Annotated in this window: 28 protein-coding genes; 9 read left to right on the top strand and 19 right to left on the bottom strand. The window is 70.5% G+C overall.

Translation table 11 applies throughout. The features are described from left to right. Positions 1 to 47: 47 nt before the first annotated feature. The 3 genes from AWQ71_RS35210 to AWQ71_RS35200 all read right to left on the bottom strand — a co-directional run bounded on the left by AWQ71_RS35210 (position 48) and on the right by AWQ71_RS35200 (position 2,955). The gene (locus tag AWQ71_RS35210; protein ID WP_067142140.1) at positions 48 to 1,187 is read right to left on the bottom strand and encodes an Mrp/NBP35 family ATP-binding protein; all 1,140 of its coding nucleotides are present in this window, start codon (positions 1,185 to 1,187) and stop codon (positions 48 to 50) included. A gap of 105 nt (positions 1,188 to 1,292) precedes the next feature. Next, a complete protein-coding gene (locus AWQ71_RS35205) occupies positions 1,293 to 1,754 on the bottom strand; it encodes a DUF1003 domain-containing protein (RefSeq protein ID WP_067142137.1) in 462 nt (153 codons plus the stop codon). Continuing rightward, positions 1,747 to 2,955, bottom strand: a complete 1,209-nt coding sequence (locus tag AWQ71_RS35200; RefSeq protein ID WP_067142133.1) for a magnesium transporter MgtE N-terminal domain-containing protein — start codon at positions 2,953 to 2,955, stop codon at positions 1,747 to 1,749. The genes AWQ71_RS35205 and AWQ71_RS35200 overlap by 8 nt, the downstream gene beginning before the upstream one ends. 85 nt (positions 2,956 to 3,040) lie before the next feature. On the opposite strand from AWQ71_RS35200, the gene AWQ71_RS35195 reads away from it, so the two are divergent. After that, positions 3,041 to 3,991, top strand: a complete 951-nt coding sequence (locus tag AWQ71_RS35195; protein WP_067142131.1) for an EamA family transporter — start codon at positions 3,041 to 3,043, stop codon at positions 3,989 to 3,991. On the opposite strand, the gene AWQ71_RS35190 is transcribed toward AWQ71_RS35195, so the two are convergent. Then, the gene (locus AWQ71_RS35190) at positions 3,963 to 4,328 is read right to left on the bottom strand and encodes a hypothetical protein (RefSeq protein WP_067142128.1); all 366 of its coding nucleotides are present in this window, start codon (positions 4,326 to 4,328) and stop codon (positions 3,963 to 3,965) included. The two genes, AWQ71_RS35195 and AWQ71_RS35190, sit on opposite strands and share 29 nt — an antisense overlap. After that, positions 4,325 to 4,909 carry a biotin transporter BioY gene (locus AWQ71_RS35185; protein WP_067142125.1) on the bottom strand — a complete coding sequence of 195 codons (585 nt, stop codon included), beginning with the start codon at positions 4,907 to 4,909 and terminating at the stop codon, positions 4,325 to 4,327. Before AWQ71_RS35185 ends, AWQ71_RS35190 begins: the two co-directional genes overlap by 4 nt. Before the next feature lie 131 nt (positions 4,910 to 5,040). On the opposite strand from AWQ71_RS35185, the gene AWQ71_RS35180 reads away from it, so the two are divergent. Further along, a complete protein-coding gene (locus AWQ71_RS35180; protein WP_067142122.1) occupies positions 5,041 to 5,982 on the top strand; it encodes an HpcH/HpaI aldolase/citrate lyase family protein in 942 nt (313 codons plus the stop codon). Next, the gene (locus AWQ71_RS42230; protein WP_157570759.1) at positions 5,982 to 7,214 is read left to right on the top strand and encodes a CPBP family intramembrane glutamic endopeptidase; all 1,233 of its coding nucleotides are present in this window, start codon (positions 5,982 to 5,984) and stop codon (positions 7,212 to 7,214) included. Before AWQ71_RS35180 ends, AWQ71_RS42230 begins: the two co-directional genes overlap by 1 nt. Before the next feature lie 141 nt (positions 7,215 to 7,355). Here AWQ71_RS42230 and AWQ71_RS35170 read toward each other — a convergent pair whose 3' ends face one another. Further along, positions 7,356 to 7,913 carry a hypothetical protein gene (locus AWQ71_RS35170; RefSeq protein WP_067142119.1) on the bottom strand — a complete coding sequence of 186 codons (558 nt, stop codon included), beginning with the start codon at positions 7,911 to 7,913 and terminating at the stop codon, positions 7,356 to 7,358. Here AWQ71_RS35170 and AWQ71_RS35165 point away from each other — a divergent pair. After that, positions 7,875 to 10,376: a beta propeller repeat protein gene (locus AWQ71_RS35165; protein ID WP_067142116.1), complete on the top strand. Its 2,502-nt coding sequence runs from the start codon at positions 7,875 to 7,877 to the stop codon at positions 10,374 to 10,376. The two genes, AWQ71_RS35170 and AWQ71_RS35165, sit on opposite strands and share 39 nt — an antisense overlap. Here the strand turns inward: AWQ71_RS35165 and AWQ71_RS35160 are convergent. After that, the gene (locus AWQ71_RS35160) at positions 10,357 to 10,743 is read right to left on the bottom strand and encodes an NUDIX hydrolase (RefSeq protein WP_084259650.1); all 387 of its coding nucleotides are present in this window, start codon (positions 10,741 to 10,743) and stop codon (positions 10,357 to 10,359) included. The two genes, AWQ71_RS35165 and AWQ71_RS35160, sit on opposite strands and share 20 nt — an antisense overlap. 85 nt (positions 10,744 to 10,828) lie before the next feature. On the opposite strand from AWQ71_RS35160, the gene AWQ71_RS35155 reads away from it, so the two are divergent. Genes AWQ71_RS35155 through AWQ71_RS35145 form a run of 3 tightly spaced genes read left to right on the top strand, consistent with a single transcriptional unit; the run spans position 10,829 to position 13,161 of the window. Further along, positions 10,829 to 11,479, top strand: coding sequence for a DUF6758 family protein (locus AWQ71_RS35155; protein WP_067142110.1), 651 nt, complete (start codon positions 10,829 to 10,831; stop codon positions 11,477 to 11,479). 18 nt (positions 11,480 to 11,497) lie between these two features. Then, positions 11,498 to 12,208 carry an MBL fold metallo-hydrolase gene (locus AWQ71_RS35150; RefSeq protein ID WP_067142107.1) on the top strand — a complete coding sequence of 237 codons (711 nt, stop codon included), beginning with the start codon at positions 11,498 to 11,500 and terminating at the stop codon, positions 12,206 to 12,208. Positions 12,209 to 12,219: 11 nt separating this feature from the next. Further along, positions 12,220 to 13,161: a RecB family exonuclease gene (locus AWQ71_RS35145; RefSeq protein ID WP_067142104.1), complete on the top strand. Its 942-nt coding sequence runs from the start codon at positions 12,220 to 12,222 to the stop codon at positions 13,159 to 13,161. 114 nt (positions 13,162 to 13,275) lie between these two features. Here AWQ71_RS35145 and AWQ71_RS35140 read toward each other — a convergent pair whose 3' ends face one another. Together AWQ71_RS35140 and AWQ71_RS35135 are read right to left on the bottom strand one after the other, a co-directional pair. Beyond that, complete coding sequence (locus tag AWQ71_RS35140; protein ID WP_067142101.1) at positions 13,276 to 14,154, bottom strand: alpha/beta fold hydrolase; 879 nt, start codon at positions 14,152 to 14,154, stop codon at positions 13,276 to 13,278. A 159-nt stretch (positions 14,155 to 14,313) separates the two neighbouring features. Further along, positions 14,314 to 15,993, bottom strand: coding sequence for a DEAD/DEAH box helicase (locus AWQ71_RS35135; protein ID WP_218002090.1), 1,680 nt, complete (start codon positions 15,991 to 15,993; stop codon positions 14,314 to 14,316). A 424-nt stretch (positions 15,994 to 16,417) separates the two neighbouring features. On the opposite strand from AWQ71_RS35135, the gene AWQ71_RS35130 reads away from it, so the two are divergent. Further along, positions 16,418 to 17,077, top strand: a complete 660-nt coding sequence (locus AWQ71_RS35130; RefSeq protein ID WP_157570758.1) for a ferritin-like fold-containing protein — start codon at positions 16,418 to 16,420, stop codon at positions 17,075 to 17,077. Positions 17,078 to 17,265: 188 nt separating this feature from the next. On the opposite strand, the gene AWQ71_RS35125 is transcribed toward AWQ71_RS35130, so the two are convergent. The 4 genes from AWQ71_RS35125 to ligD form a co-directional block, all read right to left on the bottom strand. Beyond that, complete coding sequence (locus AWQ71_RS35125) at positions 17,266 to 17,496, bottom strand: DUF3107 domain-containing protein (protein ID WP_067142093.1); 231 nt, start codon at positions 17,494 to 17,496, stop codon at positions 17,266 to 17,268. A 115-nt stretch (positions 17,497 to 17,611) separates the two neighbouring features. Beyond that, a complete protein-coding gene (locus AWQ71_RS35120) occupies positions 17,612 to 18,232 on the bottom strand; it encodes a TetR/AcrR family transcriptional regulator (protein WP_084259649.1) in 621 nt (206 codons plus the stop codon). A gap of 56 nt (positions 18,233 to 18,288) precedes the next feature. After that, positions 18,289 to 18,489, bottom strand: coding sequence for an Rv3202a family protein (locus AWQ71_RS35115; protein ID WP_067142087.1), 201 nt, complete (start codon positions 18,487 to 18,489; stop codon positions 18,289 to 18,291). Between the two features lie 71 nt (positions 18,490 to 18,560). Next, on the bottom strand, positions 18,561 to 19,442 hold the full coding sequence (gene ligD, locus AWQ71_RS35110) for a non-homologous end-joining DNA ligase (RefSeq protein WP_067142084.1): 882 nt from the start codon (positions 19,440 to 19,442) through the stop codon (positions 18,561 to 18,563). Positions 19,443 to 19,558: 116 nt separating this feature from the next. Between ligD and ku the strand changes: the two genes are divergently transcribed. Further along, the gene (ku, locus tag AWQ71_RS35105; protein WP_067142081.1) at positions 19,559 to 20,506 is read left to right on the top strand and encodes a non-homologous end joining protein Ku; all 948 of its coding nucleotides are present in this window, start codon (positions 19,559 to 19,561) and stop codon (positions 20,504 to 20,506) included. A gap of 404 nt (positions 20,507 to 20,910) precedes the next feature. Here the strand turns inward: ku and AWQ71_RS35100 are convergent, their stop codons facing one another. The 6 genes from AWQ71_RS35100 to AWQ71_RS35075 form a co-directional block, all read right to left on the bottom strand. Next, positions 20,911 to 21,282, bottom strand: coding sequence for a hypothetical protein (locus tag AWQ71_RS35100; protein ID WP_067142078.1), 372 nt, complete (start codon positions 21,280 to 21,282; stop codon positions 20,911 to 20,913). Positions 21,283 to 21,844: 562 nt separating this feature from the next. After that, positions 21,845 to 22,351, bottom strand: coding sequence for a hypothetical protein (locus AWQ71_RS35095; RefSeq protein ID WP_067142075.1), 507 nt, complete (start codon positions 22,349 to 22,351; stop codon positions 21,845 to 21,847). A gap of 634 nt (positions 22,352 to 22,985) precedes the next feature. Then, entirely contained in the window at positions 22,986 to 23,552 is a 567-nt protein-coding gene (locus tag AWQ71_RS35090) for a hypothetical protein (RefSeq protein ID WP_067142072.1), read from the bottom strand. Between the two features lie 554 nt (positions 23,553 to 24,106). Continuing rightward, the gene (locus AWQ71_RS35085; protein WP_067142069.1) at positions 24,107 to 24,460 is read right to left on the bottom strand and encodes a hypothetical protein; all 354 of its coding nucleotides are present in this window, start codon (positions 24,458 to 24,460) and stop codon (positions 24,107 to 24,109) included. Positions 24,461 to 24,958: 498 nt separating this feature from the next. After that, positions 24,959 to 25,336: a hypothetical protein gene (locus AWQ71_RS35080; protein WP_067142066.1), complete on the bottom strand. Its 378-nt coding sequence runs from the start codon at positions 25,334 to 25,336 to the stop codon at positions 24,959 to 24,961. Positions 25,337 to 25,861: 525 nt separating this feature from the next. Beyond that, on the bottom strand, positions 25,862 to 26,194 hold the full coding sequence (locus tag AWQ71_RS35075) for a hypothetical protein (RefSeq protein ID WP_067142064.1): 333 nt from the start codon (positions 26,192 to 26,194) through the stop codon (positions 25,862 to 25,864). Positions 26,195 to 26,448 lie beyond the last annotated feature (254 nt).

Below are 26,448 nucleotides of genomic sequence, written 5' to 3'. Positions count from 1 at the left end.
TACGCGTGAGCCCGCTCACGGCGTGAGCGGGCTCAGGGGCGGAGAGGTCAGCGACCGCTGGGCGAGATGTCCAGCTTGAGGCCCTTGAGGCTGGTGGACTTCTTGCTCAGCCCTGCCGCGATCCGGCGCAGCTCGGCGGCGGCCGGAGCGTCCGGGTCGGTCAGCACCAGCGGCTTGCCCTCGTCGCCGCCCTCACGCAGCCGCATGTCGAGCGGGACCTGGCCGAGCAGCGGCACCCGCGAGCCCAGGATCCGGGTCAGCCCGTCGGCCACGGTCTGGCCGCCGCCCTCGCCGAACACCGGGATGCGCTCGTCGCAGTGCGGGCAGGGCAGCCACGCCATGTTCTCGATGACACCGGCGATCTGCTGGTGGGTCTGCGCGGCGATGGAACCGGCGCGCTCGGCCACCTCGGCCGCGGCCTGCTGCGGGGTCGTCACGACGAGGATCTCGGCGGACGGCATCCGCTGCGCCACGGAGATGGCGATGTCGCCGGTGCCCGGGGGCAGGTCCATGAGCAGGACGTCGAGGTCGCCCCAGAAGACGTCGGCGAGGAACTGGTGCAGCGCGCGGTCGAGCATGGGGCCGCGCCACACGACCGGCGTGTTGCCCTCGGGCTTGAACATGCCGACCGAGATGACCTTGATGTCATGCGCCACCGGCGGCATGATCATGTCTTCGACCTTGGTGGGCCGCTGGTCCACGCCGAGCATGCGCGGCACGGAGTGGCCGTAGATGTCGGCGTCCACGACGCCGACCTTGAGCCCGGAGTTGGCCATGGCGGCGGCGAGGTTCACGGTCACGGACGACTTGCCCACGCCGCCCTTGCCGCTCGCGACGGCGAACACGCGCGTCAGCGACCCCGGCTTGGCGAACGGGATCTCCTTCTCCGGGGCCCGGTCGCCACGCAGCTTGGTCTGCAGGGCCTTGCGCTGCTCGGCGCTCATGACGTCCATGTCCACATGGACGCGCGTCACGCCGTCGATCGTGGAGACGGCGTTGGTGATGTCCCGCGTGATGGTGTCCTTCAGGGGGCAGCCGGCGACGGTGAGGAACACGCCGACGCGCACCACCCCGTCGGGGGAGATATCGATGCTCTTGACCATGTCGAGCTCGGTGATCGGCCGGCGGATCTCCGGGTCGTTGACCGTCGCCAGTGCCGCCGTCACCAATTCTGGGGTCGGTGCCATGGATCCATGCTATGGAGTCGGTCCCGGTCCTCCGAACGCAGGGAGCACTCATGGGACGTGCGGCCGTGCCGTACGTGCCGGGAGGGGGCGGTGGTGTGACTGGTGTCACTGACCCCCGCCGCTCAGCTCCTCCTGGACGCGCTGGAGCTCCGATCGGATGTAGTCCCTGGTCGCCATCTCGCCGATGGCGATCCGCAGCGCGGCGATCTCCCGCGTGAGGTACTCGATCTCGGCCTGGGTGCGGTCGGCCGCCAGCCGGTCCTGCTCGTACTGCACGCGGTCGCGGTCGCTCTGCCGGTTCTGCGCGAGCAGGATCAGCGGGGCCGCGTACGACGCCTGGAGGGAGAGCATGAGCGTCAGGAAGATGTACGGGTAGGGGTCGAACTTCAACGGCGCCAGGACGTTCCACACCACCCAGACGCCGACGAACACCGTCATGTAGACGAGGAAGCGGGCGGTTCCGAGAAAGCGGGCGATCTGTTCGGAGAGCCGCCCGAACGCCTCCGGGTCGTAGTGCGGACGCAGCCGCATGGTCACGTCCCGCGGCTGGTCGAGCCGCTCAGTCATGTCTCTCCCGCCAGTCGTCCGGCAGCATGTGGTCCAGGACGTCGTCCACCGTCACCGCTCCGAGCAGCCGCCCGTGCTCGTCCACCACGGGGGTCGCGACGAGGTTGTACGTCGCCAGGTAGGACGCCACACCCGGAAGGGGGAGGTCGGGCCTGATCGGGTCGACGGTGCTGTCTATCACGCCGGCGAGCATGGTGGACGGAGGCTCTCGCAGGAGCCGTTGGAAATGGGCCACGCCGAGGAACCGGCCGGTCGGCGTCTCGGTCGGCGGGCGGGCGACGTAGACCTGGGCGGCGACCGCCGGGGTCTGCTCCCGCTGGCGGATGTGCGCGAGTGCCTCGGCCACCGTGGCGTTGGGCGGGAGGATCACCGCCTCGGTCGTCATCATGCCGCCGGCGGTGTCCTCGTCGTAGGTCAGCAGCCGCCGTACGGGCGCGGCCTCCTCGGGGATCATCAGGCCCAGCAGGGCCTCGGCCTCGTCCGCGGGCAGCTCCTGGAGCAGGTCGGCCGCGTCGTCCGGGCTCATCGCCTCCAGCACGTCGGCGGCGCGCTCGGCGTTGAGCTGGCTCAGTACGGCGACCTGGTCGCGTTCGGGCAGCTCTTCGAGCACGTCGGCGAGCCGGTCGTCGTCGAGGGCGGCGGCCACCTCGGCCATCCGCTTGCGCGGCAGCTCGTGGAGCACGTTGGCGAGGTCGGCCGAGCGCATCGCTTCGAAGGCGGCGAGCAGATAGGCGGCGCCCTGGTCCTTCTGGACCACGTCGAAGCCGGTGACCTCGTTCCAGCCCACGATCAGGGTCTCGCCCCTGCGTTTGGTGCCGCGCCGTACGGCGACCTTGCCGAGCACCCACTCGGCCGGGCGGGCCCGCTCCATCGCGAGGTCGAGTACGGTGACCTCCTCGCCCTGGTGACGTACCTTCAGGTCGAGCATCTCGCCGATGACCAGGGTCTCGGAGTCGCGCTGCTCGAACCGGCGCATGTTGATCTTGCCGGTGAAGACGACGGCGCGCGGCTCGACGCTGGTGACGCGGGTGGTCGGCAGGAAGACGCGGCGGCGCGGCTGGATCTCGACGACGAAGCCGTGAACGCGCGGCGGGAGCGGGCCGCGCATCGCGACCACGACGTCCCGGATTCGGCCGATCTGGTCGCCGGCCGGGTCGAACACCGCGAGCCCGGCCAACCGGGCCACGAAGATGCGGTCCACCTGGTCAGATTACGCCGGGATGCGTGGGACGGCCTGGTATGACAGGATCAAAAGGGGCTAATGGTAGTTACATGAGGTGGTGGCCATGAGGGCGGCGAGCCTGGCGATCGCGGTGGCGTCCGCGTGCTGTTTCGGATTCTCCGGGCCCATGGCGCGGTTCCTGGGCGCCGCCGGGATGTCCCCGCTCGAAGCGGTCTGGGTGCGCATGGGCGGGGCCGGGCTGCTGCTGATCGCCGCTCTCGCGATCGTACGGCCGCGGGCCCTGCGCATCCCGCGTGACCGGCTGCTGTTCGTCGGCGCGTACGCGCTGGTCGCGGTGGCCGCCGTCCAAGGCCTGTTCTTCTTCGTGATCACCCGGCTGCCGGTCGGGATCGCCCTGCTCCTTGAGTATCTCTCGCCGGTGCTGGTCGTGGTCTGGGCGCGGTTCGTCCGCCGGCTGCGGCTCGGCCGGTCGGCCTACGTGGGTGCCGTGATCGCGGTGGCCGGGCTGGCTGTGGTGGTGGAGGTGTGGGACGGCATCCGGCTGGACACGCTCGGGCTGGCGGTGGGGCTCGTGGCCGCCGCCTGCTCCGCCGGATATTTCCTGATGAACGATGCCTTTTCGGATGATGATCTGGACCCGCTCGGGCTGATCGCCTGGGGCATGGCCGGCGCGGCCGTGGCGCTCCTGCCGCTCGCCCGCCCCTGGAACATCGACTGGACCGCGTTCGGCCGCACCGCGACCGTGGACGGCCACACCCTGCCCGTGCTGGGCGCCGCCCTCTGGCTGGTGCTGGTGGCCACGATCGCCGCGTACGTGACGGGTGTGATCGCGGTGCGCCGGCTCTCGGCCGCGATCGGCGCCACCGTGGCCACCCTGGAGGTCATCGCGGGCGCCGTCATCGCCTGGTTCCTGCTCGGCGAACGGCTCGGCGGAGCCCAGATCATCGGCGGCGGCGTCGTCCTCGCGGGCGCTCTGCTCGCCCAGTCGGCCGCCGCCCGCCCCGAGCCCGGCCCCGCCGTACAGCTCACGCCCGAGGCGTCAGTCGCAGGATGACCGACCCGGCGGCCCACCGGGCCGGGAGCGTCGCCGCGTCGGCGGCGTTCAGCCGCTCCTTGGCGAGCACGGCCACCACGTCGGGGGAAGCCGCCTGGTCCACCGTCTCGACCGAGGCCGTGAACCGGACCAGCTCGGCGCCGTTGTCCTTGCTGCGGAGGGTCACCTCCACCTCGGACGCCTCCGCCAGGCCGGGCAGCTCCTGCTCGCCGCCGCCGGTCACGACGTAGATCGCCCCGGACTGCCACACGTGCCAGGCCAGGCGCGGTCCGGCGGGCAGGGTCACCCACAGCACGCCGGACTTCTTCGCGCCCTCCTCGATCAGAGGGGCGCTCATCGGCCGGAGCGCCGGGTGAGACGCCAGGCGGCGGGCAGCAGACCGGCCGCGACGGCGATCTTCAGGGCGTCGCCGACCAGGAACGGCACCACGCCGGCGGCGAGCGCCGCGCCCAGGCCCATGCCGGTGACCGTCATCAGCACCGGCACTCCGAAAGCGTAGATCACGAGGTTTCCGAAAAGCATCGTGCCGGCCGTACGCGCCGGGGTGCGGTCGCCGCCGCGCTCGGCCAGCCTGCCGACGAGGGCCGCGGCGACGATGAACCCGATCAGGTAGCCGAAGGTCGCCCCACCCGGGCCGCTGGCGCCGCCGGTGAACCACGGCACGCCCGCGATGCCGGCCAGGACGTACAGGAGCATGCTGAGCGCCGCCCGGTTGAAGCCGAGCGCGGCGCCGACGAGCACGACGGCGAAGGTCTGGCCGGTGACCGGGACGGGCGAACCCGGGACGGGGAACGCGAGCTGGGCGGCGAGCCCGGTCAACGCGGCGCCGCCGGCGACGAGGGCGGCGTCGCGGACCCGGGCGCCGGGGATGAGATCGGACAGGACGGCGGGGCGCACCCCGGGGGCGATTTCGGACATTCTTACTCCCTCAACGCTCGTGGATGGCGCCATTCTTCGCGAAAGACATGCCCATGGACGTACATTGCCCGCGCCAAGAACGCGGCACCTCCTTTGTAGCGATCGGACAGGGTCCCGCTAGCGTTTGGGCCATGCGTGCTCGACGATCGTGCCTGGCCGTGCCCGGCAGCAATCCCCGTTTCATCGAGAAGGCCCAGGGGCTGGCCGCCGACGAGGTCTTCCTCGACCTGGAGGACGCGGTGGCTCCGGCGGCCAAGGAGCAGGCGCGCGAAAACGTCGTCGCCGCGCTCCGCGACGGCGACTGGTCCGGGAAGACGATCGTCGTCCGGATCAACGACGTGACCACGCAGTGGGCCTACCGCGACGTGGTCGACGTCGTCGAAGGCGCGGGCGACCGCCTCGACTGCCTCCTGCTGCCCAAGGTTGAGGACGCCTCGCACGTCGTGTGGCTCGACATGCTGCTCACCCAGATCGAGAAGGCGCTCGGGCTGACCCGGAGGATCGGCATCGAGGCGCAGATCGAGAGCGCGCGCGGCCTCGTCAACGTGGACGCCATCGCCGCCTCGTCCGACCGCCTGGAGACCCTGGTGTTCGGGCCCGCCGACTTCATGGCGTCCATCGGGATGAAGACGCTGGTCGTCGGCGAGCAGCCGCCCGGGTACGGCGAGGGCGACGCCTACCACTACATCCTGATGCGGATCCTGATGGCGGCCAGGGCCAATGACCTGCAGGCCATCGACGGGCCATACCTGCAGATCAAGGACGTGGACGGCTTCCGCCGCGTGGCCCGCAGGGCGGCGGCGCTCGGCTTCGACGGCAAGTGGGTGCTGCACCCCTCGCAGGTGGAGGCGGGCAACGAGGTGTTCTCGCCGTCCCAGGAGGACTACGAGCACGCCGAGCTGATCCTCGACGCGTACGAGTACTACACGACGGTGGAGCGCCGCGGCGCGGCCATGCTCGGCAACGAGATGATCGACGAGGCGTCGCGCAAGATGGCGCTCGTGGTGGCCGCCAAGGGCCGCGCGGCGGGGCTGGCGAGGGAACGGAGCTTCGAGCGGCCGACAATAGGATGATGACCGAGCCGCAGTGGAACCCGGCCGCAGGGGGCGACCCGCCCGGAGGCCCGCACGGGACCCCGCCCCCGCCCTGGAACCCGGCCGGGGGAGGAAACCCGCCTGGAGGTCCGTCCGGCGAGGGGTACCCGCCCGGAGGGCCGGCCGGAGAGGGATACCCGCCGCACGGCACCCCGCCGGGTGGGGAGGGGCGTCCGCCGCACGGCACCCCGCCGCAGCCGTGGAACCAGCCCGGGCCCCCTCCTGAAGGCCGGCAGTGGCCCCCTCCCGGGGGGCCGGGGTGGCCGCCTCCCAGCGGGCCGTACCAGTGGCAGCCTCCGCCCGCCCCGCAACCGTGGACCGCGCCCCCGCCTACGGGCACCCGGTACGACCGGCTGGCCCGTACGGCGCTGCACCGCTGGTGGCGGCCGGTCGTCGGCACGCTCGCCATCGTCGCCGGATATCTCGTGGTGTCGCTCGCGTTCGGGCTGGTCGCGGTGCTGGTCTCGCTCCTCTCCGGCGTGCCGATGGTGATGAGCGGCACCCAGATCTTCGCCGATCCGCTGATGACGCTCGGGTTCAACCTCGCGCTGCTCGCCCTGGCGATCCCGCTGGTGTTCGGGGCGGCCTGGGTGGTGCAGCGGCGGCGGCCGGGCACGGTCTCCTCGGTCGCCGGGCGGCTGCGCTGGCGGTGGCTGCTCCTGTGCGTGCCGATCGCGCTGGTCGCGGTGATCCTCGGCGAGGTCGCGCAGCAGCTCACGTTCCTGGCGACGGGTGTGTCCACCGGGTTCACCTGGGTGGGCTGGGACCGCTTCCTCGCCCCGCTGATCGTCATCGTGGTGCTCGTGCCGTTCCAGGCGGCGGCCGAGGAGTACGTGTTCCGCGGGTGGATCCTCCAGGCGTTCGGGGCATACCTGCGCAATCCGCTGCCGGGCATCGTCGTCGGCGCGGCCGCTTTCGCGTCGCTGCACGGCTACACCGACTGGGGCATCGCGTACGTCTTCGGGTTCGGCCTGCTCATGGGATGGGTCGCCGTCCGCACCGGCGGCCTGGAGGCGCCGATCGCGCTGCACGCGGTCAACAACGTGTTCGCGTTCGGGATGACCGCGGCCGCGGGCGGGCTGCGGAACGCGCTGGAACAGGGGGCCGTGCCCTGGCAGACCATCATCGGGACGATCGTCCAGTTCGCCGTTTTCACCGTTGCGGTGCTGATAATCGCCCAAAGGCGGGCAATTCAGACTCTCTCTCGATAAATCTCACTAGAGAGGTATTCTCAGCGCGGCCTTGGCGTGTTGGTCTTTAGAGGTGATCGCCAGCCGGAGACCGGGTATCAACATGCTCGCGTCCGCTTCGCCGTTCTAGTGGAGGCACGGAGCGTGGACTCGGACCCCCCTTCACGCGATGAGGAACACCCGGCGCCGTCCCCGGCGATCCCGCCTGCCCAGGAAGGTCCGGCAGGGGATCCCTCCCGGGGCCCGTCGCCGTGGCAGCTTCCTCCTTTCGCCGCCCCCGTGCCCGATGAGCCGCCTCCCCAGCGCCGCGCCGGCCGTCGCCCGTACTCCGACGAGTCCGCGCCTCCGGGCCCCCGGCGGCTGGTCGATCGCCCGGACAAGCTTGTCGCCTCCGGGCGCCCTGCCCGCCCCCAGCCGACCGAGCCGGTACGCGACCGGCCCGCCCAGCCCGCGCAACCTGACCGGCCCGCGCAACCTGACCGGCCCGCGCAGCCGGACCAACCGGAGCACCCTGAGTCCGCGCCTCCGGGCCCCCGGCGGCTGGTCGATCGCCCGGACAAGCTCGTCGCTTCCGGGCGCTCCGCCAGCCCCCAGCCGGCCGAACCGGTACGCGACCGGCCCGTGCAACCTGACCGGCCCGTGCAACCTGACCGGCCCGCGCAACCGCCACCGGCGCAGCCCATGCAGCCGGATCAGCCCGATCAGCCGGAGCGCCTTCACCAGCCTGAGCAGCCCGGGATCGAGGCGCCGAAGCCGCTACGCCGGATCGGCGCCCCGCCGGGAGGGCGTCCGGCCCGCCCCGACGCGCCCGTGGCGTCGGGCGGCCCGCCCCGGCCGGGTGGCGGCCGTCACCACCATCACCGGAGGCGCAGCGAGCCCAAACGCCCCTTCCGCCTCCGCAGATACCTCGCCCCGGCGCTGGCGCTCGCCGTGCTGCTCGTGGCCGCGTTCGGGGTCGCCCGCTGGGTGTCGGGCCCTCCCACGTCCGGGCTCCTCCTCGCGTCGGGGGACGGTCGGTCGGGTGACGACGCGTTCCCCGCGCCCGGGGTGCCGGGCAACGGCTCCAGCCAGGTGCTCAACGCGGTCACGTCGGCGGGCTCGACGGTGGTGGCCGTGGGCAGCGACATCAGCGGTTCGGTGCCGAAACCGCTGTTCCTCGTCTCCACGGACGGCGGGGAGAAGTGGGAGCTGGGCCGGGTCGCCGGGCCGTCCGGCTACGACACCGTCGGCGGAGCCGTCGGGCGGGTCGTGGGCGGCGGCGGACGCTGGCTGGCCGCGGGCACCGACGCGCCCGGGGCCGCCGGACCGGGGGCGCGCGGCATGTGGGTCTCCTCCGACGGCGTGACCTGGACGGCGGTGGACCCCACCCGGCTGACCGCCTTCTGGAGCCAGGACAGGATCACCGACCTGGCCAGGACCGCGAGCGGGTTCGTGGCCGTGGGCACCGCCACCCTCCGGGACGGCACCGCCGGGCCGGTCGTCTGGGTGTCGCCCGACGGGCAGGGGTGGACCCGGGTGGACAGCGGCCAGATCGGTGCCCCCGACAAGGTGCGGGGCATGCGCGCCGTGGCCGCGCGGGGCGACCACGTCGTCGCCCTGGCCGATCCGGGGCAGGGCTTCTCGTCGGTCGTCCTGCGCTCGTCCGACGGCGGCAGGTCCTGGCTCCGTACGGCCGTCGCCCTGGCGGACGTACGGCCGGAGCCGGGCGCGCTGGCCGCGACGGACAAGGGGTTCGTGCTGGTCCCGACGCGGCAGCGTTCCGCGGCCGGCGAGGTGCCGGTCTTCTGCTCCCCGGACGGCGCCAAATGGGATCGCTGCGGCACCATCGGGAAGCTCGGCCCCGAGGGAGCGGGCGTACGCGGCCTCGCCTCCTCCGCGGCGGGGATCGCGGCGGTGACCGAGCAGGCCTGGGAGCGATACGCCCTCTACACGAGCGCGGACGGGCGCGCGTGGACCAAGAGCGCCGACCTCGGCGAGATCCCCGGAACGCTGCGCGGGCTCGCCATCACCGACGCGGGCGTGCTCGTCGCGGGCGGCGACAAGCGCGGCCCCGGCGACGTGGAGAACCTGCCCGTGCTGATGACGGCGCGCGAGGGCAAGAAGGCGAAGGCCGTTCCCCCCGAGCGGATCGCCGGGCTGACCAGGCAGGCCAGGGAGACGACCGGCCTGGCCGGGGCGGGCGGCCTGTTCGTCGCGGTGGGCTCGGGAGGCGGTGACGCCGGCATCTGGACCAGCGGCGACGGCGGCGCGGACTGGAAGAGCGCCGGCGACCCCGGCGTGCTCGGCGGCCCGGGGCGCCAGGCGCTGAGCGCGGTCGCCCACGGGCGGAAGGGGTGGCTGGCGGTCGGCACCACGACCTCCGACCCGGCGGTCACCCGGCCCCTCCTGGTCACCTCGGCCGACGGCAGGACGTGGAAGCCCGGTCCGGACGTCGAGGTGCCCTCCGGGCACTTCCTCCTGGCGCCGGACGCGGTCGCCGCCGGGCCGAAGGGCTACGTGGTCGCGGGCGAGGACCGGGGCGCGACGGGCGTGCTGCCCGCGCTGTGGTTCAGTCCCGATCTCAAGCGGTTCACCCGCGCGCCGCAGGGCGCCATGCCGACCGGGGGCGCGGGGGCGCGCATCGCCGACGTCACCGCCACACGGTCCGGGTTCATGGCCGTGGGTGGCTCGGGGACCGCCGACAGGGAGACCGGCGTCGTGTGGGTGTCCTCGGACGGCGTCAACTGGACCGCCAAGGGCCGGGTGCTCCCCGGCGAGAGCCACTCAGCGGGCCTGCGCCACGTGGTGGCACGCGGCGACGAGGTGATCGCGGTCGGCCTCGCGGACGGCGGCCGCCCCTTCGCCGCGGTGTCGTCCGACGACGGCGCCCACTGGGAGTACGCGTGGCTGCCCGCGGAGGAGCCGGCCGCGGTGCTCGACCTCGCCGCGGCGGAGCAGGGCGTGGTCGCGGTCGGCGCGCACGGCCGGGCGGGCGAGGAGGACAGCACGGTCTGGACCTCCGGCGACGGCCTCGACTGGGCCCGTCACACACTCTCCGAGGGCGGACTCGGCGGCGACGGCGCGCAGTGGCTCGGTTCGGTCGCGGTCTCCGGAGACGCCGTCGTGGCCGCCGGCCGCTCGGTCACCTACTCCCAGGATCACCTCACGGTCTGGCGGAGCAGGCTCACGCCGGCGGATCGATGACCTTCCACGCGACGAGGGCGTCCACCAGGCCGTCGGTCAGCGGCAGCCGTACCAGCTCCGCCGGGGCGCACCACCGGGCGTCGGCGGCGTCGTCACCCGGGGTGAGGCGGCCGTCGGCGGCGGTCACCAGGTAGTCGTGGATCTCGTAGGTCACGCCCGCCGGCCCCGCGCGCAGCACGGTCCCGGCCAGCACGTCCACCGCGCCGTCGAGGCCGGTCTCCTCGCGCAGCTCACGCCGTACGGCCTCGGCGTCGCTCTCGCCGGGCTCGACCCGGCCGCCGGGAAGCGACCACAGTCCCTCGCCGGGCGGATGCCCACGCCGGACCAGCAACAGGCGTCCGACCGGATCACGGACGATGGCACCCACGCACCTCACCACATACAGAACATTACGACCGGATAACCAGGAGGTTCTTGACGCCCGTGGTTCGCCGGAAGCAGCGTGGGTAACTGTGAGAACCGCGCCTTCCTGTCCGCGGTGTTTCGGGCCGCTGCACCCGCCGAGCGTCTGGAACAGCTCCTGGCGCTGCGACGCGCACGGGGATGTCCTTCCCTACCAGCCGCCGCACCGCCCCTCCCAGGCGGTCCTCGACGCCCTGAGGCAGGCGGCCGTGGTCCCCGTCTGGCTGCCGTGGCCGCTGCCCGCCGGCTGGCTGGTGACCGGCTTCGCCGAGGTGGGCGACGAGCGCACCGGAGCCCGAGCCACCGTCGTCGCCGTCTCCGGACCGTCGCTCACGCACGGTCCGGCGGACCTGCTGATCATCACCGAGGAGCTCGGCGTCGGCCTCGGCGCCGCGTACGCCGGTCTGGACGGCCCCGACCCGGGATCGGAGTTCGACGCCGGCCCCGTGAACGCCAAGATCGAGATACATGGGCATCCGGGCGCGCTCTGGTGCGTCAAGGGTGTCCCCCCGGATCGCGCCGTGTACGTCGGAGAGGCGCTCGGCAACTGGCTGTGGCTGATCGCCTGGCCGGCCGAGGCCGGCTGCCTGATCCCACTCGCCCAGCTCTCCCTGCGCGACCTCCGGGACACCGACCAGGATCTCGACCTCCCCTTCGGCGCGTTCTCCCCACGCCTCGAGGACGAGCCACGCGAGGCCTGAACTAGTAGGGTCAGAGATGTGACAGCGCGTATCGAACGAGTGGTGACCTCCGGCGTGGTCGAGATCGACGACGTCGAGCACAAGGTTGAGAACAACACGTGGATCGTGGGTGACGACGAGGAGGTCATCGTCGTCGACCCGGCGCGCGACGCCGACAAGATCCTGGAGAAGGTGGGCGACCGCGAGGTGCTCGCCGTCATCTGCACCCACGGGCTGCCCGACCACGTGGGCGGCGCCATCGAGGTGGCCGCCAGGGACGAGGCCGTCGTCGCCCTGCACCCCAAGGACAAGCGCCTGTGGCGCCAGACCTGGGAGGAGACCTGGCCCGACATCGACATGGAGGACGAGGGGCTGTTCTCCGTCGGGGGCGTCGAGCTGGAGGTTCTTTCCACGCCCGGCATCACCCAGGGCGGTGTCTCGCTGTACTGCGAGTCGCTCGGCGCGGTGTTCACCGGCAAGTCGCTCCAGGCCGACGGCCCGGGCCGGCTCGGCGGGGAGTACCCCGCGCTGGCCGACCAGCTCACCGCCATCGGCGAGCGGCTGTTCACGCTCCCGCACGCGACCCGCGTGCTGCCCGCCCACGGCGAGGAGTCGCGGATCGGCGACCTGGAGCCGCAGTTCGACAGCTGGCTGTCCGGCTCCCTCACCGGAGGCGACGAGAAGCACGAGTCGCCCCTCGTGGACGGCACCGGCGCCGCGGGCATCAGGCTGACGCTCGACGACGAGTAGGCAGACTCCGCATGGAGCAGCTCGGATTCGAGGGCATGCCGCGTCGGCTGTACGCGTGCACGCCCTCACGGCTGAACTCGTGGCTCGACTGCCGCCGCCGCTATCGCTTCACCTACCTTGACCGGCCGGCGCCGCAGAAGGGGCCGCCCTGGGCGCACAACAGCGTCGGGGCCTCGGTCCACAACGCGCTGGCCGGGTGGTGGCGGCAGCCGTACGAGCGGCGGACGCCGATGACGGCGGCCACCCTGCTCACCAGCGGCTGGATCGGCGAGGGGTTCCGCGACCAGGAGCAGTCCCTGGCCTGGCGTGACCGGGCCCGCGAGATGGTGTCCGGATATGTCGCGGCGCTGGATCCGGCGGACGAGCCGGTGGGCGTCGAGCGCACCGTGGCCACCCGGACCTCCGTGATCGCGGTCTCCGGGCGCATCGACCGGCTCGACCGGCGCGGCGACGAGCTCGTGGTCGTCGACTACAAGACGGGCCGCCGGGCGCCGGGAACCGACGACGCGCGTTCCTCGCTGGCCCTGGCGGTGTACGCCGCCGCCGCGTCGCGGGTGATGCACCGCGCCTGCCGCAAGGTGGAGCTGCACCACCTGCCCACCGGATCGGTGGCCGAGTGGGAGCACGACGACGAGTCCCTCCAGCGGCATCTGCGCCGGGCCGAGGAGATCGCGCTGGAGGCGTCCGAGGCCGACGAGGCCTACCGCGCCTGGGCCGCGTCCCGGCCGGGTGGATCGCGGCCGGCTGCTTCACGGCCGGGTGGGCGGTCCGCCGCACCGGGACCGGGGACGTCCGGGCCGGACGTGGACGGCGCGCCCTCCATGCCTCCGGAGATCGACGCGCTGTTCCCGCCCAACCCGGGGCCGATCTGCTCGTGGTGTGACTTCCGCCGGCACTGTCCACAGGGGCAGCAGATCGCACCGGATCGGAACTCCTGGGACGGCCTGGCCTAGTGCTGTCCGCACATGCTCACCGGGGCCGGGGGAGCGGAGCGGAAGGGAGCGAAGGCCCGGCGCCCTGTCCTGGATGACTTTCTCCAGGACAGGGGTTCGGCGGCGTCGGCCGGCTCAGGAGTGGTGCAGGATCTGGCTCTCCGCCGCGTTCCAGAAGCGGGTGAGCGCCGCCGCCGTGGTCTCCGGGGCCTCGACGGCGGGGGAGTGGGCGGCGCCGGGCACGACCACGCACTCCGCGTCGAGCCGATCGGCCATTTCCGCCTGCAGCGACGGCGGCCACCCGTCGTCGTGCTCGCCGTACAGGACGAGGATGGCGAGGCCGGTCTGGGCGAGCTCGTCCACACGGTCGGGGGCGTCCAGGACCTCCCGCGCCATGGCCATCAGCCCGGCGGGCGAGTGCGAGAGCAGGCGCTTGCGCAGGAAGGCCACGATCTCGTCGGGGACGCCCGACTTCATCGCGTCGGGCTCCATGCGGTTGGTCCAGAGATATTCGACGCCGTATTCGGGCAGCTCGGCCAGCATGATCCGGCCGACCCTCTCCCGCGGCCCGATGATGCCCGCGGGTCCCGAACTCATCAGCGTGTACGACGCGAGCTTGGCCGTGCCGTCCAGGGTGGTCTCGCGGGTGATCAGGCCGCCGAAGGAGTGACCGAGCAGGTGGACCGGCTCACCCCGCCCGACGGCGTGGGCGACCAGGTCGATGTCGGCGCCCAGGGCCGCGCACGTGTACGCGGCCGGATCCTCGGGGCCCGGTGTCTCGTACTGGCCCCGGACGTCCACGGCGACGACCCTGCGCCCCGCCTGGGCGAGGGTCTGCAGGACGGAGATGAAGTCCTCCTTGCTCCCGGTGAATCCCGGGACGAGGAGGGCGGGCCAGCGCTCGGGGACGCCGCTGACGGGCTCCGCCGAGAGGACCGCGAACGTGCCCGCCGGCGTCTCGATCTGCTCGGTGGTGACACCTGGGGGAAGCGTCAGGAATCGCGGCGTACTCACGTGGCACCACGATACCCAGCGAGGCTGTTGGCGACACCGCCAACAACACTTTGCCGGTTGTGACCCATAACTTCATGCCTCCTACAGAGGGTCTACCCACTGCCGGATGGCGGTCTCCCGTCCCCGGCCGGCGGGCCGGGGACCGGAGTTTCTCCCGTGCTATCCGCCTCGCCGCGATCGCGATGGGCGGCGGCGCTGGGCCGCGCGCTCCGTCGCCGCGGAAGGCGCGAGAATGTCGTCCTCGGTCGCGAGATCCGGAGAACGGAACACCACGACGAAGGGGTTCGGCGGGACGATCCGCTCCGGCTCGGACTTGGGCCGGGGCGCCGGCGCCGGTTCTGGCGCCAGAACGTCCGCGGGAACGTCCACGGGAACGTCCACGGGAACGGCGCGGGGCTCCTCGACGGCAACCGTGTTCACGGCGACCGTCTCGTCACGCTCGCGGACCTTCTCGCTCTCCCGGACCTTCTCGCTCTCCCGGACCTTCACGACCTCGGGAGTCTCCTGCGGCTCGAGGGCCTCGGCGGATGCCGTGGCCTCGGCCGTGCGTCCGCCGCGGGTGCGACGGCGCTCCCTCGGCGTACGTGCCGGGCGTTCGCGGCGCTCGTCCCGGCCGGACCGGTCGGAACGATCGGAACGGTCGGAACGGTCGCCCTTGGTGCGCGAGCGCACCCGCCCGGTCTCGCCGAGGTCCTCGATCTCCTCGGCGTTCAGGCCCGCCCGGGAGCGGTTCGCGCGCGGCAGCACGCCCTTGGTGCCCTCGGGGATGTCGAGGTCGGTGTAGACGTGCGGCGAGCTGGAGTAGGTCTCGACCGGCTCGGCGAAGTCGAGGCTGAGCGCGTTGTTGATCACCTTCCAGCGGGTGAGCTCGGTCCACTCCACGAACGTCACGGCGACGCCGGTGCGCCCGGCGCGGCCGGTCCGGCCGATGCGGTGGACGTAGGTCTTCTCGTCCTGCGGACAGTCGTAGTTGACCACGTGGGTGACGTCGTCGATGTCGATGCCGCGGGCCGCCACGTCGGTGGCGACCAGGACGTTGATCTTGCCGTTGCGGAACGCCCGCAGCGCCTGCTCACGCTGGCCCTGGCCGAGGTCGCCATGGACGGCGGCGACGGCGAAGCCCTTGTCGTGGAGCTGCTCGGCCACCATGTCGCAGGCGCGCTTGGTCTCACAGAAGACCATGGTGAGACCGCTCGTGGTGCCCTGCAGCAGCCGCGCCACGATCTCGATCTTGTCCATGCGGTGCGTGCGGTACACGAACTGCGTGGTCTGCGGGGTCGCCTCGGCCTCGGCGTCGTTGTGCTCGGCGCGGACGTGGATCGGGCGGTTGAGATATCGCCGTGACAGCGCCACGATCTCGCCCGGCATCGTCGCGGAGAACAGCATGGTCTGCCGCTTCTCGGGGACCAGCTTGATGATCCGCTCGATGTCGGGGAGGAAGCCCAGGTCGAGCATCCGGTCGGCCTCGTCCATCACCAGCATGGTGATCTGGCTGAGGTCGAGGTGCTTCTGCTTGACCAGGTCGAGGAGTCGGCCGGGGGTGCCCACGATGACATCGACGCCGCTCTTGAGGGCCTCGATCTGCGGCTCGTAGGCGCGGCCGCCGTACACGGTGAGGATGCGGGAGCCGAGCTTGCCGGCGGCGAGGACGAGGTCCTCGCTTACCTGCAGAGCGAGCTCTCGGGTGGGGACGAGGACCAGGCCGCGCGGCTTCTTGCGGTTCTTCCGCGGCTTGCCCACGAGCTGCAGCATCGCGACGCCGAACGCGTAGGTCTTGCCGGTGCCGGTGCGTGCCTGGCCGATGACGTCCTGGCCGGCGATAGCCAGCGGGAGCGCCATTTCTTGAATCGGGAACGGTGAAGTGATGCCCTCTGTCTCCAGGGCATCAGCGATCTCTGGGATGACTCCCAGGTCTCGGAACGTCGTCAGTGTGACCTGCCTCAGTCGTCGGCGAAGGCGACCCTCCGGAACCTGCGCGGCCGTAAGGTCTTCCCAGGCCGTGTCCTCACGGATATGGCGCCTTCGGCGTCATCAGCGACCGCGGCATCCAGTTACTGGGGGTCTGGGGCCGGACGGCCCAAAACAAACAGTGCGGTCGCACCTTCGCGAACCAGTCTACTCGATACCACAACACGGAACCGATTTCTCCGTGTTCCCGAAGTTTGGTCAAGCTTTCTGTGCGATGAAACCGGTCATGCGAGGCGGGAACGGGACGGAAGAGTCAGCGGCAGGCAGGACAAACCTACCCGCGTACGCTGCACCCATGAACGAAACTCCTCCTGGTGTCGTGGATCTGCTCGGTGTGCTGGCGTATGCGGAGCTGACGGCGTTCCTGCGCCTGGCCGAGGACGCGGCGCTGCTCGCGCCCTCGCTGACCGATCGGGCCGCCCTCGGCGACATCGCCGCGGCCGAGTACGGGCACTTCCGGCTGCTGCGCGACCGGCTCGCCTCGCTCGGCGTGGATCCGGAGAACGCGATGGAGCCCTTCGTGACCGCCATCGACGAGTGGCACGAGCAGACCAAGCCGCGCGATTGGTACGAGGCTCTGGTCAAGGCGTACGTGGGCACGGGGATCGCGGGGGACTTCTACCGGGAGGCCGCGCGGCACGCCGACCCCTCCATCACCGAACTGGTGGACGAGGTGCTGACGGACGAGGCGCGCTCGGAGTTCACGGTGGAACGGGTGCGTGCGGCGATCGAGGAGGATCCGCGGCTGAGCAGCCGACTGGCGCTGTGGGCGCGCCGGATGGTGGGCGAGGCGCTGAGCCAGGGGCAGCGGCTGGCGGCGATCCGCCCGGATCTGGCCGCCCTGCTGGTGGAGCCGGGCAGTGAGGACCTCGCCGAGATCGGGCGCCTCTTCGCCCGGCTGACCGAGGCGCACGGGAAGCGCATGTCGGCCCTGGGCCTCACCCCGGGACCCTGAACCCACCGGACGCCGTGCGCGGACGCGCGTGAAGGGCGGGACGGCGGCCGCGAGCGAGACACGCGTCCGCCGCCATCCCGGATCCGCCACGCCGACCAGAGCGGGCACACCCGACCCTGTCTGTCAGTCGCGCCGGCTCCGCCCTCCGCGCCCTGACCGGAGGCGGCCGTGCGCGGTCCTGTGCGGCCCTACAGCGTGCCGCCGAACCCGACCGTGCGCTGCTCGTCCTCGCCGACCTCGACGAAACCGAGCGCGGACACGGGGACGACCACCCGCCGGCCGCTCTTGTCCGTGATCGAGAAGACGCCCTTGTCCGCGGCGAGGGCCTGGCGGAGCTCCTCCTCGATCTGTTCGGCCGACATGTCGGTCTCCACGACGAGCTCGCGGTGTACCGACCGAACAGCGATCTTGACTTCCATCAGGGCTCCCCTTTCCGGAGGGCTGCGTCAGACAGCGCCTAACCCTCATCGTCGCCGTCCGCCGCCCCGGTGCGCCCTTTGATCGCGCCAAGCGAACAGGAAATGCGGCGCGCGGTCAGCCGGTGCGCGGGAAGCCGCTGATGCCCCGCCAGGCGAGGCGCGCCATGAGCTGGGTGGCCGCCTCCTTGGGGATGGAACCGTGGCTGGTGAGCCAGTACCGCGCGCTCACCTCGGCCATGCCGACCAGGCCGACGCCGAGCAGGTGCGCCTCGTCGCTCGAACAGCCGGTGTCCTCCTGGATGACCTGGCTGATCGCCTCGGCGCTCTCGCGGAGGGATCGCTCCATCCGCTGGCGTACGGGGGCCACGTTGCGCAGGTCGGATTCGAAGACCAGCCGGAAAGCCTCGCCCTGGCTGGACACGAAGTCGAAGAACGCCCCGATCGCCGCCTGCACCCGCTGCTTGTTGTCGGTGGTGGAGGCGAGGGCCTCGTGGCACCTCGTGACCATGTCGTCCACGTGCAGGTCGAGGAGGGCGAGGTAGAGCTCGAGCTTGCCGGGGAAGTGCTGGTAGAGCACCGGCTTGCTGACGCCGGCCCGCTCCGCGATCTCGTCCATGGCCGCAGCGTGGTAGCCGTTCTCCACGAACACTTCCTGCGCCGCGCTCAGGAGCTGGCGGCGGCGGGCCACACGGGGCAGGCGGGTGCCACGCGGCTTGGCGTCCGGGGTAGCGGTCACGGCACTCTCGTCTCCTTGTTGCGGGATCTCGCCCATCCTACGCGTGGGTAACCAGGTCAGCGGTAGTCCTCTTCGTCGTGCTCGACCACGCGCTCCTGCTCGGTGGCGTCGGCGGGGTCGGCCTCCATCGGAACCTGGTCGGGCCAGCGGTTCTGGTCAGACGGTCTCACCCGCTGATGCTGCTCGATCGCGTCCGCCTCCGGTGTCTCGATCGAGAGCTCCTCGGCCGTCTCGCCGAGGGAGTCCATCTCGGACATCTGCCGTCCCTCCGTTCCCGGCCCTGAGTTATGCGGGACAGAACCAACACTACGGCCACGGGTCGTACCGATTACGCGGTGGAGGCCCGGAACAGGTCTCCATGCTTCCCGACCCGTTCCAGCACGTCCTGCGCCGTGAGGACGAACTGCCCCGGGTCCCTCCAGGCATCCACCTCTTCCCACGAGAGCGGGGTCGACACGGTGGGCAGCTCGGCGGCTCGCAGCGAGTACGGCGCGACCGTGGTCTTGGCCGGGTTGTTCTGGCTCCAGTCGATGAACACCTTGCCGGGCCGTTCACGCTTGGCCATCACGCTGGTGATGAACGCGTGTTCGCGCTCCAACCGCCGGGCGAGGGCCCGCGCGTACGCGGAGGTGTCCTCGTCGCCGTCCCACGGCACGTAGACCTGCATCCCCTTCTTTCCGCTGGTCTTGGGCACCCCCTCGTGCCCGTCGCCCGCGAGGGCTTCGCGGAGCAGGAGGGCCACCTCGCAGCACTCCACGATCGTGGCGGGGGCGCCGGGGTCGAGGTCGAAGACCAGGGTGTCCGGCGGCAGCGGCTCCCCGCGTTCCGAGACCCGCCACATGGGCACGTGGATCTCCAGCGCGGCGAGATTGGCGTAGTAGACGAGCGTCGCGAGGTCGTCCATCACGGCGAAGTCGATCGTCTCGCGGCCCTTGGTGCTGCCGGGCGCGGGCAGGGTGACCGTGCGGACCCAGCCGGGGGTGTGGCCGGGCACGTTCTTCTCGAAGAAGAACTGGGCATCCACGCCGTCGGGGTAGCGCTTGACGGTCAGCGGGCGTCCACGCAGGTGGGGAAGGAGGACCGGGGCGATGCGGGTGTAGTAGTCGATGACCTCGGCCTTGGTGAACGAGGCCGCGGGATACATCAGCTTGTCCAGATTGGTGAGCGTCAGGTGCCTGCCCTCGACCTCGACCCGTACCTTCCTGGTCACACCGCACCTCCGGGGCGGGAGCCGATACGGCACCGCCAGAGTGGGTACCTGCCCAACTGGCAAGTCCTTTGAATCCCTAGATGGTGTAGTTCGAACAAAGAGACGAGTATGTGGCTATGCGCAGCATCTGGAAGGGCGCCATATCGTTCGGGCTGGTCACCATCCCCGTGAAGCTCTATTCCGCCACGGAGCAGAAGGACGTCTCCTTCCACCAGGTGCACCGGGAGGACGGCGGGCGGATCAAGTACAAGCGGGTGTGCACGCTCGACGGCCAGGAGGTGTCGTACTCCGACATCGCCAAGGGCTACGAGCTGCCGAGCGGCGACATGGTCGTGCTGACCGACGAGGACTTCGCCGACCTGCCGCTGACCACCTCCCGCCGGATCGACGTGCTGCAGTTCTCCCCGTCCGATCAGATCGACCCGATCTACTTCGCCAAGTCGTACTACCTGGAGCCGGAGGCCCAGGGGGCGAAGCCGTACGTGCTGCTGAGGGACGCGTTGGAGCGCTCGGGGCAGGTGGCGATCGTGAAGGTGGCGCTGCGCCAGCGCGAGTCGCTGGCGACCCTGCGTGTACGGGACGGCATCTTCGTGCTGGAGACGATGCTGTGGCCGGACGAGGTGCGCGAGGCGGACTTCCCCTTCCTGGACGAGGACATCGACGTGCGTCCCCAGGAGCTCAAAATGGCCGAGTCCCTGATCGAGACGATGGTCGCGGACTTCGATCCGGAGGGGTACACGGACGCCTACCGCGAGGCGGTGCAGGCCGTCATCGAGGCCAAGGTCGCGGGCAAGGAGGTGGTCGCCCCCGAGGCGCCCGCCGAGGAGAAGCCCGCCGTCGATCTCATGGCCGCGTTGCGCGCCAGCGTGGAGGCCGCCAAGCGGGAGCGCGAGGGGCGCGAGCCGGCGAGGAAGGAGGCCGCGGCGTCGGGCGCGAAGAGCGCCGCGAAGCCCGGGACGAAGGCCGGGGGGAAGGCCGCGGCGAAGAAGGCGGCCTCCGGCGCCGAGGACGCCGAGGACGAGGAGAAGGCGCCCCGCAAGCGCGGAGCGCGCCGCTCCGCCTGACGCCACGGCTCGCGTACGTGCCCCGGGTGTGCCTGGGGAGGCCGGGCATGGCGTGGATACGGCCGGGAGATCCGCAGGGCAAGGTCGGCGTACGGCCGGGCCGGTCCGATCCCCGGCCGTGCGGGAACGGCTGACGAGGCCTGGCGCGGCGGGGCGGGTGGGGAACGGGTGGGGAAATGGAACGGCCATCCGGCCGGGATTCCCCCGGCCGGATGGCCCTGTAGTAGGAAAAGGCGGCGAGCCGGCGGCTCTCGTCCGCGGCGTCCGCCTGTGCGCTGTAACGATGAGTCTCATCGTGTGGGCGAGGAGACGTACGTGTCTCCCCCCTGTGTGAGCGCCTCTCCGTGGATCTTCCGCTCAGGTTGAGGGCCGATCACGGCGAGGTCGTCCGGTGTTGGATCCGCTCAGCCGACGGGCACGATCGGGGCGCCGCTGAACGCCACGTCCGGCTCCTGCAGCGGCTCCGCCTCCCGCCGCCTCAGGGAGTCCAGGAGCTGCCTGGTGATACGGATCGTGATGTTGTTGATCAGGTTCTGCCGCTGGTGCGACCGCTGCTGCTGGCGTGCGTTCTGGTGCTCGCGGTTCCTGTTGTGGTTGCGGTTGTGGTTGCGGTTGCGGTGGCCGCGACCCCAGCCTCCTCCGCCGCCGCCCCAACCGGCCTGGACGACGGCCGCGTTCGCCGTGGTCGCGGTGGTCGTGGCGCCGAGCGCCACGGCCCCACCGGTCAAGGCGGTGCTGATCGCCAGCCCCGCGATGACACTCCTGAACTTGGGCATTGCGCTTCTCCTCTGAAAGGAATTGATTTCCTCTTACCTTTCGACGCTCTCCGGATCGAGTTGTGGAGAACGATGAGATCATCCGAGCGGATCACCTCGATATCGTGTTGATTGCCGGGTTTACGTCAGGACAAACGATGCTCTAGGGGATCTTGAGTGCTGTCTGTGATTTATTGAATATGGCCGTCGGTGAGCGCCTTTTTTGCGGGAAAAAGGCAAGCCCCGAGGTGAGTCGAGTGGTTCGATGGGGAAGTGCCAATCCTCCGCGGCGGAGTTTCGCGCGGAAATCCGGGTGCGGTGTGTACGGGCGCCGTGAAATGAGGCGGCGGCCGCCCTGGCGACATGGACGTCTCCGCGGCCGCCGGTGATCCGGAGGTGAAAAGGACACGGCCCACCCGTCCGGCACGGTGTCCGGAAGGGTGGGCCGTTCGTTTTCTCTAGGGTGAGACCGAGCGTGCGCCGTCGAAGGTCTGCCCTGCCTCATCCGGGAGGCGGGCTCCCGGATGTGGCGCGGGGGTGATCCCTCTCCGGCCGGTCACGGTCTCACGGCCGATGAATGCGCTTACGGCTGCTGCTGGTTGTTGGCGTTGTTGGCGTCGTCGGACCTGGCGCGGCCACCCTCGGCCTCTCCGTCGCCGGCGTTGACGGCGTTGCCGCCTCGCGCAGCGCTGATCGCATTCTGGTCGGCGAACTGGCTACGCGGGAAGAAGAAGACCCGCTCCCGCTCCCGGGGCCGCTCCTCGCGCACGCGCTCAATGCGCTCGCGCCGCTCCTGCGGGACGTCCAGGCGGACGTTGTTGATCACGGTCTGACGCTGCTGCTGGTGCTCGCGCTGGTGCTCGCGCTGGTGGTTGCGGTTGTGGTTGCGGTTGTGGTTGCGGTTGTGGTTCCGGTTGCCACGACCCCAGCCGCCGCCCCAGCCGCCGCCGCAGCCGCCGCCGCCGCAGCCGACCTGGACGATGCCGGCGTTCGCCGCGGTGGTGGTGGCGGCGGCGCCGAGGGCGACGGCTCCACCGGTCAGCGCGGTGCTGATGGCGAGAAGGCCTACGAGATTCTTGAACTTGGGCATTGCGTTTCTCCCCTGAAAGGAATTGATTTGCGCCCGACACTCTGACATTCCTGGGATCTGCTCCGAAGAATGTCCGGACGGCCCTTGCGGGACCCTGTCCGCATTATCTTGATTTCCTGGAGTGTGCGGCGGCAAACGGTGCCGCATCGTTCTTAGTCAGCTCTTTGTTATTCATTGCGGACGCCGTGTGCGGTGGTTGTCGTCCCGGTGGGCCGGCATTATTTGCGGACGGAGGCGCGGGGGCGTCCGGTGCGAATGCGACATCAAGGCCATGGGTGCGGTGGCGGGGGGCGTGAACGCGCCGGAATGCCGAAGAGCCTGCCCGGCTCGGCCATGTTGGCCGAGCCGGACAGGCTTGTTTTAGGCGAGGGAATGTGCGTGCGCGCACGGACACCCTCGCTTTTCCGTCCCGGTGTCTTTCGACGGCCGGATCGCGAGATTCCTTATGGCCGGACCGCCTCCGTCGTGAAGGTCGAGTCAGGAAGGAACGCGTTCCCGCGAGGCCTGGAAAAAGACTCCGGGTGCGGCGGCGGTATGGTGCCGCCGGTGTTCCAAAGGGTGAGCCCGACCTCTCGCTGATCGTTCGGTGGTCTCACGGTGGGCTGAATGCGCTTACTTGCCGGTGCTTTCCGGCTTACCGCCGGGTGGTGGTGACCCTGACGGGAACGTCCTGGTCTTGGTTGTTGGCGTTGTTGGCGTCGCCGGACTCGGCGCGGCCACCCTCGGCCTCTCCATCGCCGGCGTTGACGGCGTTGCCGCCCTGCGCACGGCTGATGGCGAGCTGGTTGGCAGCCTGCTCAGGGGTCAGGAACCCGTTCTGGCCACCCGGGAACAGGTCATCCCGGAACAGGGTCCGGTTGTCCCGGGGGTCGAACTCATCCCGGACCTGGTCGTCCCGGAACTCCCGCTGCTCCCGGGGGACGCGCACGCGGATGTTGTTGATCACGTTCTGGCGCTGGCGCTGGTGCTGGCGCTGCTGCCCCTGCTGGCGCTGGTGGTTGCGGTTGTGGTCGCGGTTCCAGTTGCGGTTGCGGCTGCGGCCGCCCCAGCCGCCGCCCCAGCCACCGCCGCCGCCCCAGCCGCCGGTCTGGACGACGGCGGCGCTCGCCGAGGTGGCGGTGGTGGCGCCCAGGGCGACGGCTCCACCGGTCATCGCGGCGCCGACGGCCAGCAGCCCCATGAGGTTCTTGAACTTGGGCATGGCGATTCTCCCTTGGAAGGAATTGGTTTGCCCCGGCACTCTGGCATTCCGAGAATTCTCGGAAGCGTGCCCGGATGACCCTTGTCAGATCATCTCTACGGTGTCTCTGATTTCCTGCCACGTCGGGCGGCAAACGATGATTGGCGGCTTTTAGTCTTTGCTTGTCGCTCTATTAATGAAGTGGATCGGTTGAAGCTGATTTGCCACTGATGCCCCCTTATGTCGGAGTTCGCGGGGCGTATTCGGGGTGGATCTCCCTGCGCGTCACGGCGCCGGTCCTCGCTCGGCTCATGCCGTACGAACAGGGGAAACCGGCCGGTGAAATAAAGAAATCCGGCCGGCGAGACGCCGGCCGGACGAATGTGATTTCCATGTGGATGGGATGACGGATCGCGGGCGAGGCCCGCCGTCGTCCCGCGAGAATTGTGAAAACGAGCGTGTCTTCCGGGCGGAAACGGAAATTGCCGCCCGGCCCGCGTTACGCGCCCCGGTCCCGGGCGTGCGGTGTGCGGCCGCCGGTGCGTCCGCGCTCCCGCCGCGGTGAGTACGGCGTCTCAGTCGAGGACTCGGGATTCGCGGACGATGTCCCTGCCGTTCAAACTCGACGTGGTGGTCGCGGTCGGCGGCAGGTTGCGGTCACGCGGGACCACCACGTCGTTGATCAGGAAATGGGTCTGCGTCTGGTGCTGCTCGTTGCGCTGGCTCTGGTGCTTGCTGTTGTTGTTGCGGTTCACGCCGTTCCCGCGGCCCCAGCCGCCGCCATCGCACCCGCCGTCGCCGCAACCGCCCGCCCGGAGCATGCCGGCACTCGCGGCCGTGGTCGTGGTCGCCGTGCCGACCGCGACGGCTCCGGCGGCCACCGCGGCGCCGAGCGCGAGAAGCCCGGCGAGCCTTGTGAACTTGGGCATTGTGTTTCTCCTTCGAAAGGAATGCGTTCGCCCTCGCGTCCCGACGTTTTCGGAGATTTTCCGGGTCGTCGCGGAAGGCGGCGGAGTGACCTCGGTGATCACTCCCGCGGATCTGTGATTTCCTTCCGTATCGAGTGGCAAACGGCGGTTGGCTGCTCTTAGGCGCTGCTTGTCGCTCTATTACTAATGTTGCGATAATAAACGCAGATTTGCGGGAAGTTGTGCGATATGTCCAAGTTGGGAGGGCGGACAAAAATCCGGCCGGCGAGATGCCGACCGGATGGAATGCTGTTCCCGGCGGGGGCCGTGGACGGCCGCTCTTCTCAGAGCCCGCGCCCACCGGGCCGGGTTCCGCCCCTCCTCCGGGATTCGGGATGTCGACTCGTCAGGCGTGCCCGCGCCCCCCGCGGCCTTCCGCCTCGGAATACGAGGCGTACGGCCCCGGGGAACGCGGGCACGTGGGATCACTTCTCGTCACCGCCGACAGGCGGCGGCTGGTTAGAAGCCGCCGTCGTCGCCGCCGTCGTCGTCGCCGCCGTCGAGCACGGCTGCGTTGGACAGGATCTCCGGCAGGTCGTCGCCGCCGTCATCGGTGTTCCGGCCCGTGCGGATGTTGTTGATCACGTGCTGGCGCTGGCGCTGGTTCTCGGTCTGCTGGTTGTGCTGGCGCTGGTGGTTGCGGTTGTGGTTGCGGTTGTGATTGCGGTTGCGGCCGCTGCGGCCACCCCAGCCACCGCCGCCGCCCCAGCCGCCGCCGGCCTGGACGACGGCGGCGTTCGCCGAGGTGGCGGTGGCGGCGGCGCCGAGCGCGACGGCTCCGCCGGTCATCGCCGTGGCGACGGCGAGAAGACCGACGACGTTCTTGAACTTGGGCATAGCGATTCTCCCTTGAAAGGAATTGAATTGCCCGTCAACTCTGACGTTCTCCGAATTCGGAGAGGATTTGCGGATGACCCTTACGTGGACCATCTTCGCGTCGTCTAGATTTCCTTCAGCGGCGGGCGATAAACGGTGATCGGAGGCTTTTGCCATCCGCTTGTCGCTTTATTGGGGACGTTGTTCGATTACTGCACTTATGCGGTGGTGTGCGATATATGTCGCAATTGCGGCGTGTGGCGACCGTCCTGCGGGAGTGGGAGGGGGAACGCAGAAGACCACCCGGCCGGCGGTGTCCGCCGACCGGGTGGTCCCGGTCTTGCTGTGGTGAGGGCTCCCGCGAGCCTTCGCTCGCGGGAGCCCTCGGGTCATCGCGGTGGAGAATCACCCGTCACCGGTTCGGTGTGGTGTTCTCGGTGGCCACCTGTTTGCGCCGTGCCCGCGCCCTCCGTGAGCTCGCGTCCGGCCGGAACCACGGCTCCGGTGGGGCGTGGGCACCTCACGAATCTCTCGTCGCCTCTGTTTTTAGAAGTCGTCGTCGAAGCGGTCGAAGCCCCGGTCACGCTCACGGCCGACGCGGATGTTGTTGATCACGAACTGACGCTGGTTCTGGTTCTGGCGGTTGGTCTGGTGCTGACGGTTGTGGTTGCGGTTGTGGTTGCGGTTGTGGTTGCGGTTGCGGCCACGGCCGCCCCAGCCGCCGCCGCCCCAGCCGCCGCCGCAGCCGCCGCCGCAGCCGACCTGGACGACGCCGGCGCTCGCCGGGGTGGTGGTGGTCGCCGCGCCGAGCGCGACAGCGCCGCCGGTCATCGCCGTGCTGATGGCGAGCCCCGCGATGACACTCTTGAGCTTGGGCATTGCGTTTCCCCCTTGAAAGGATGGTTGCCCCGTTTTCCGGCGTTTTCCAAAATGATTGGGAAAACGTCGTGGATGCTGATGACTGCCGCATCCTGGTTGTCTTGATTTCCGCGCCGAGTGTCCGACAAACGGCAATCGTGCGCTTTTACTCCCTGCTTGTCGCTTTATTGACGATGTTGAACTCTTATCGCTAGATATGCAGTGAAATGTCCCGCAATGTCCGATTTGCAGCGCGGTGGCGCCAGGAGGGATAC

It is taken from the genome of Microtetraspora malaysiensis, from assembly GCF_001528665.1.
GTDB lineage: Bacteria > Actinomycetota > Actinomycetes > Streptosporangiales > Streptosporangiaceae > Microtetraspora_A > Microtetraspora_A malaysiensis.
This window is presented reverse-complemented; position numbering and strand designations above follow the sequence as displayed.

Coding starts and splice junctions, on each gene's coding strand:
- AWQ71_RS35210 (WP_067142140.1), bottom strand. CDS start 1,187: ATGGCACCGACCCCAGAATTGGTGACGGCGGCACTGGCGACGGTCAAC.
- AWQ71_RS35205 (WP_067142137.1), bottom strand. CDS start 1,754: ATGACTGAGCGGCTCGACCAGCCGCGGGACGTGACCATGCGGCTGCGT.
- AWQ71_RS35195 (WP_067142131.1), top strand. CDS start 3,041: ATGAGGGCGGCGAGCCTGGCGATCGCGGTGGCGTCCGCGTGCTGTTTC.
- AWQ71_RS35190 (WP_067142128.1), bottom strand. CDS start 4,328: ATGAGCGCCCCTCTGATCGAGGAGGGCGCGAAGAAGTCCGGCGTGCTG.
- AWQ71_RS35185 (WP_067142125.1), bottom strand. CDS start 4,909: ATGTCCGAAATCGCCCCCGGGGTGCGCCCCGCCGTCCTGTCCGATCTC.
- AWQ71_RS35180 (WP_067142122.1), top strand. CDS start 5,041: ATGCGTGCTCGACGATCGTGCCTGGCCGTGCCCGGCAGCAATCCCCGT.
- AWQ71_RS42230 (WP_157570759.1), top strand. CDS start 5,982: ATGACCGAGCCGCAGTGGAACCCGGCCGCAGGGGGCGACCCGCCCGGA.
- AWQ71_RS35165 (WP_067142116.1), top strand. CDS start 7,875: ATGCAGCCGGATCAGCCCGATCAGCCGGAGCGCCTTCACCAGCCTGAG.
- AWQ71_RS35145 (WP_067142104.1), top strand. CDS start 12,220: ATGGAGCAGCTCGGATTCGAGGGCATGCCGCGTCGGCTGTACGCGTGC.
- AWQ71_RS35135 (WP_218002090.1), bottom strand. CDS start 15,993: ATGGCGCTCCCGCTGGCTATCGCCGGCCAGGACGTCATCGGCCAGGCA.
- AWQ71_RS35130 (WP_157570758.1), top strand. CDS start 16,418: ATGAACGAAACTCCTCCTGGTGTCGTGGATCTGCTCGGTGTGCTGGCG.
- AWQ71_RS35125 (WP_067142093.1), bottom strand. CDS start 17,496: ATGGAAGTCAAGATCGCTGTTCGGTCGGTACACCGCGAGCTCGTCGTG.
- AWQ71_RS35115 (WP_067142087.1), bottom strand. CDS start 18,489: ATGTCCGAGATGGACTCCCTCGGCGAGACGGCCGAGGAGCTCTCGATC.
- ku (WP_067142081.1), top strand. CDS start 19,559: ATGCGCAGCATCTGGAAGGGCGCCATATCGTTCGGGCTGGTCACCATC.
- AWQ71_RS35100 (WP_067142078.1), bottom strand. CDS start 21,282: ATGCCCAAGTTCAGGAGTGTCATCGCGGGGCTGGCGATCAGCACCGCC.
- AWQ71_RS35095 (WP_067142075.1), bottom strand. CDS start 22,351: ATGCCCAAGTTCAAGAATCTCGTAGGCCTTCTCGCCATCAGCACCGCG.
- AWQ71_RS35090 (WP_067142072.1), bottom strand. CDS start 23,552: ATGCCCAAGTTCAAGAACCTCATGGGGCTGCTGGCCGTCGGCGCCGCG.
- AWQ71_RS35085 (WP_067142069.1), bottom strand. CDS start 24,460: ATGCCCAAGTTCACAAGGCTCGCCGGGCTTCTCGCGCTCGGCGCCGCG.
- AWQ71_RS35080 (WP_067142066.1), bottom strand. CDS start 25,336: ATGCCCAAGTTCAAGAACGTCGTCGGTCTTCTCGCCGTCGCCACGGCG.
- AWQ71_RS35075 (WP_067142064.1), bottom strand. CDS start 26,194: ATGCCCAAGCTCAAGAGTGTCATCGCGGGGCTCGCCATCAGCACGGCG.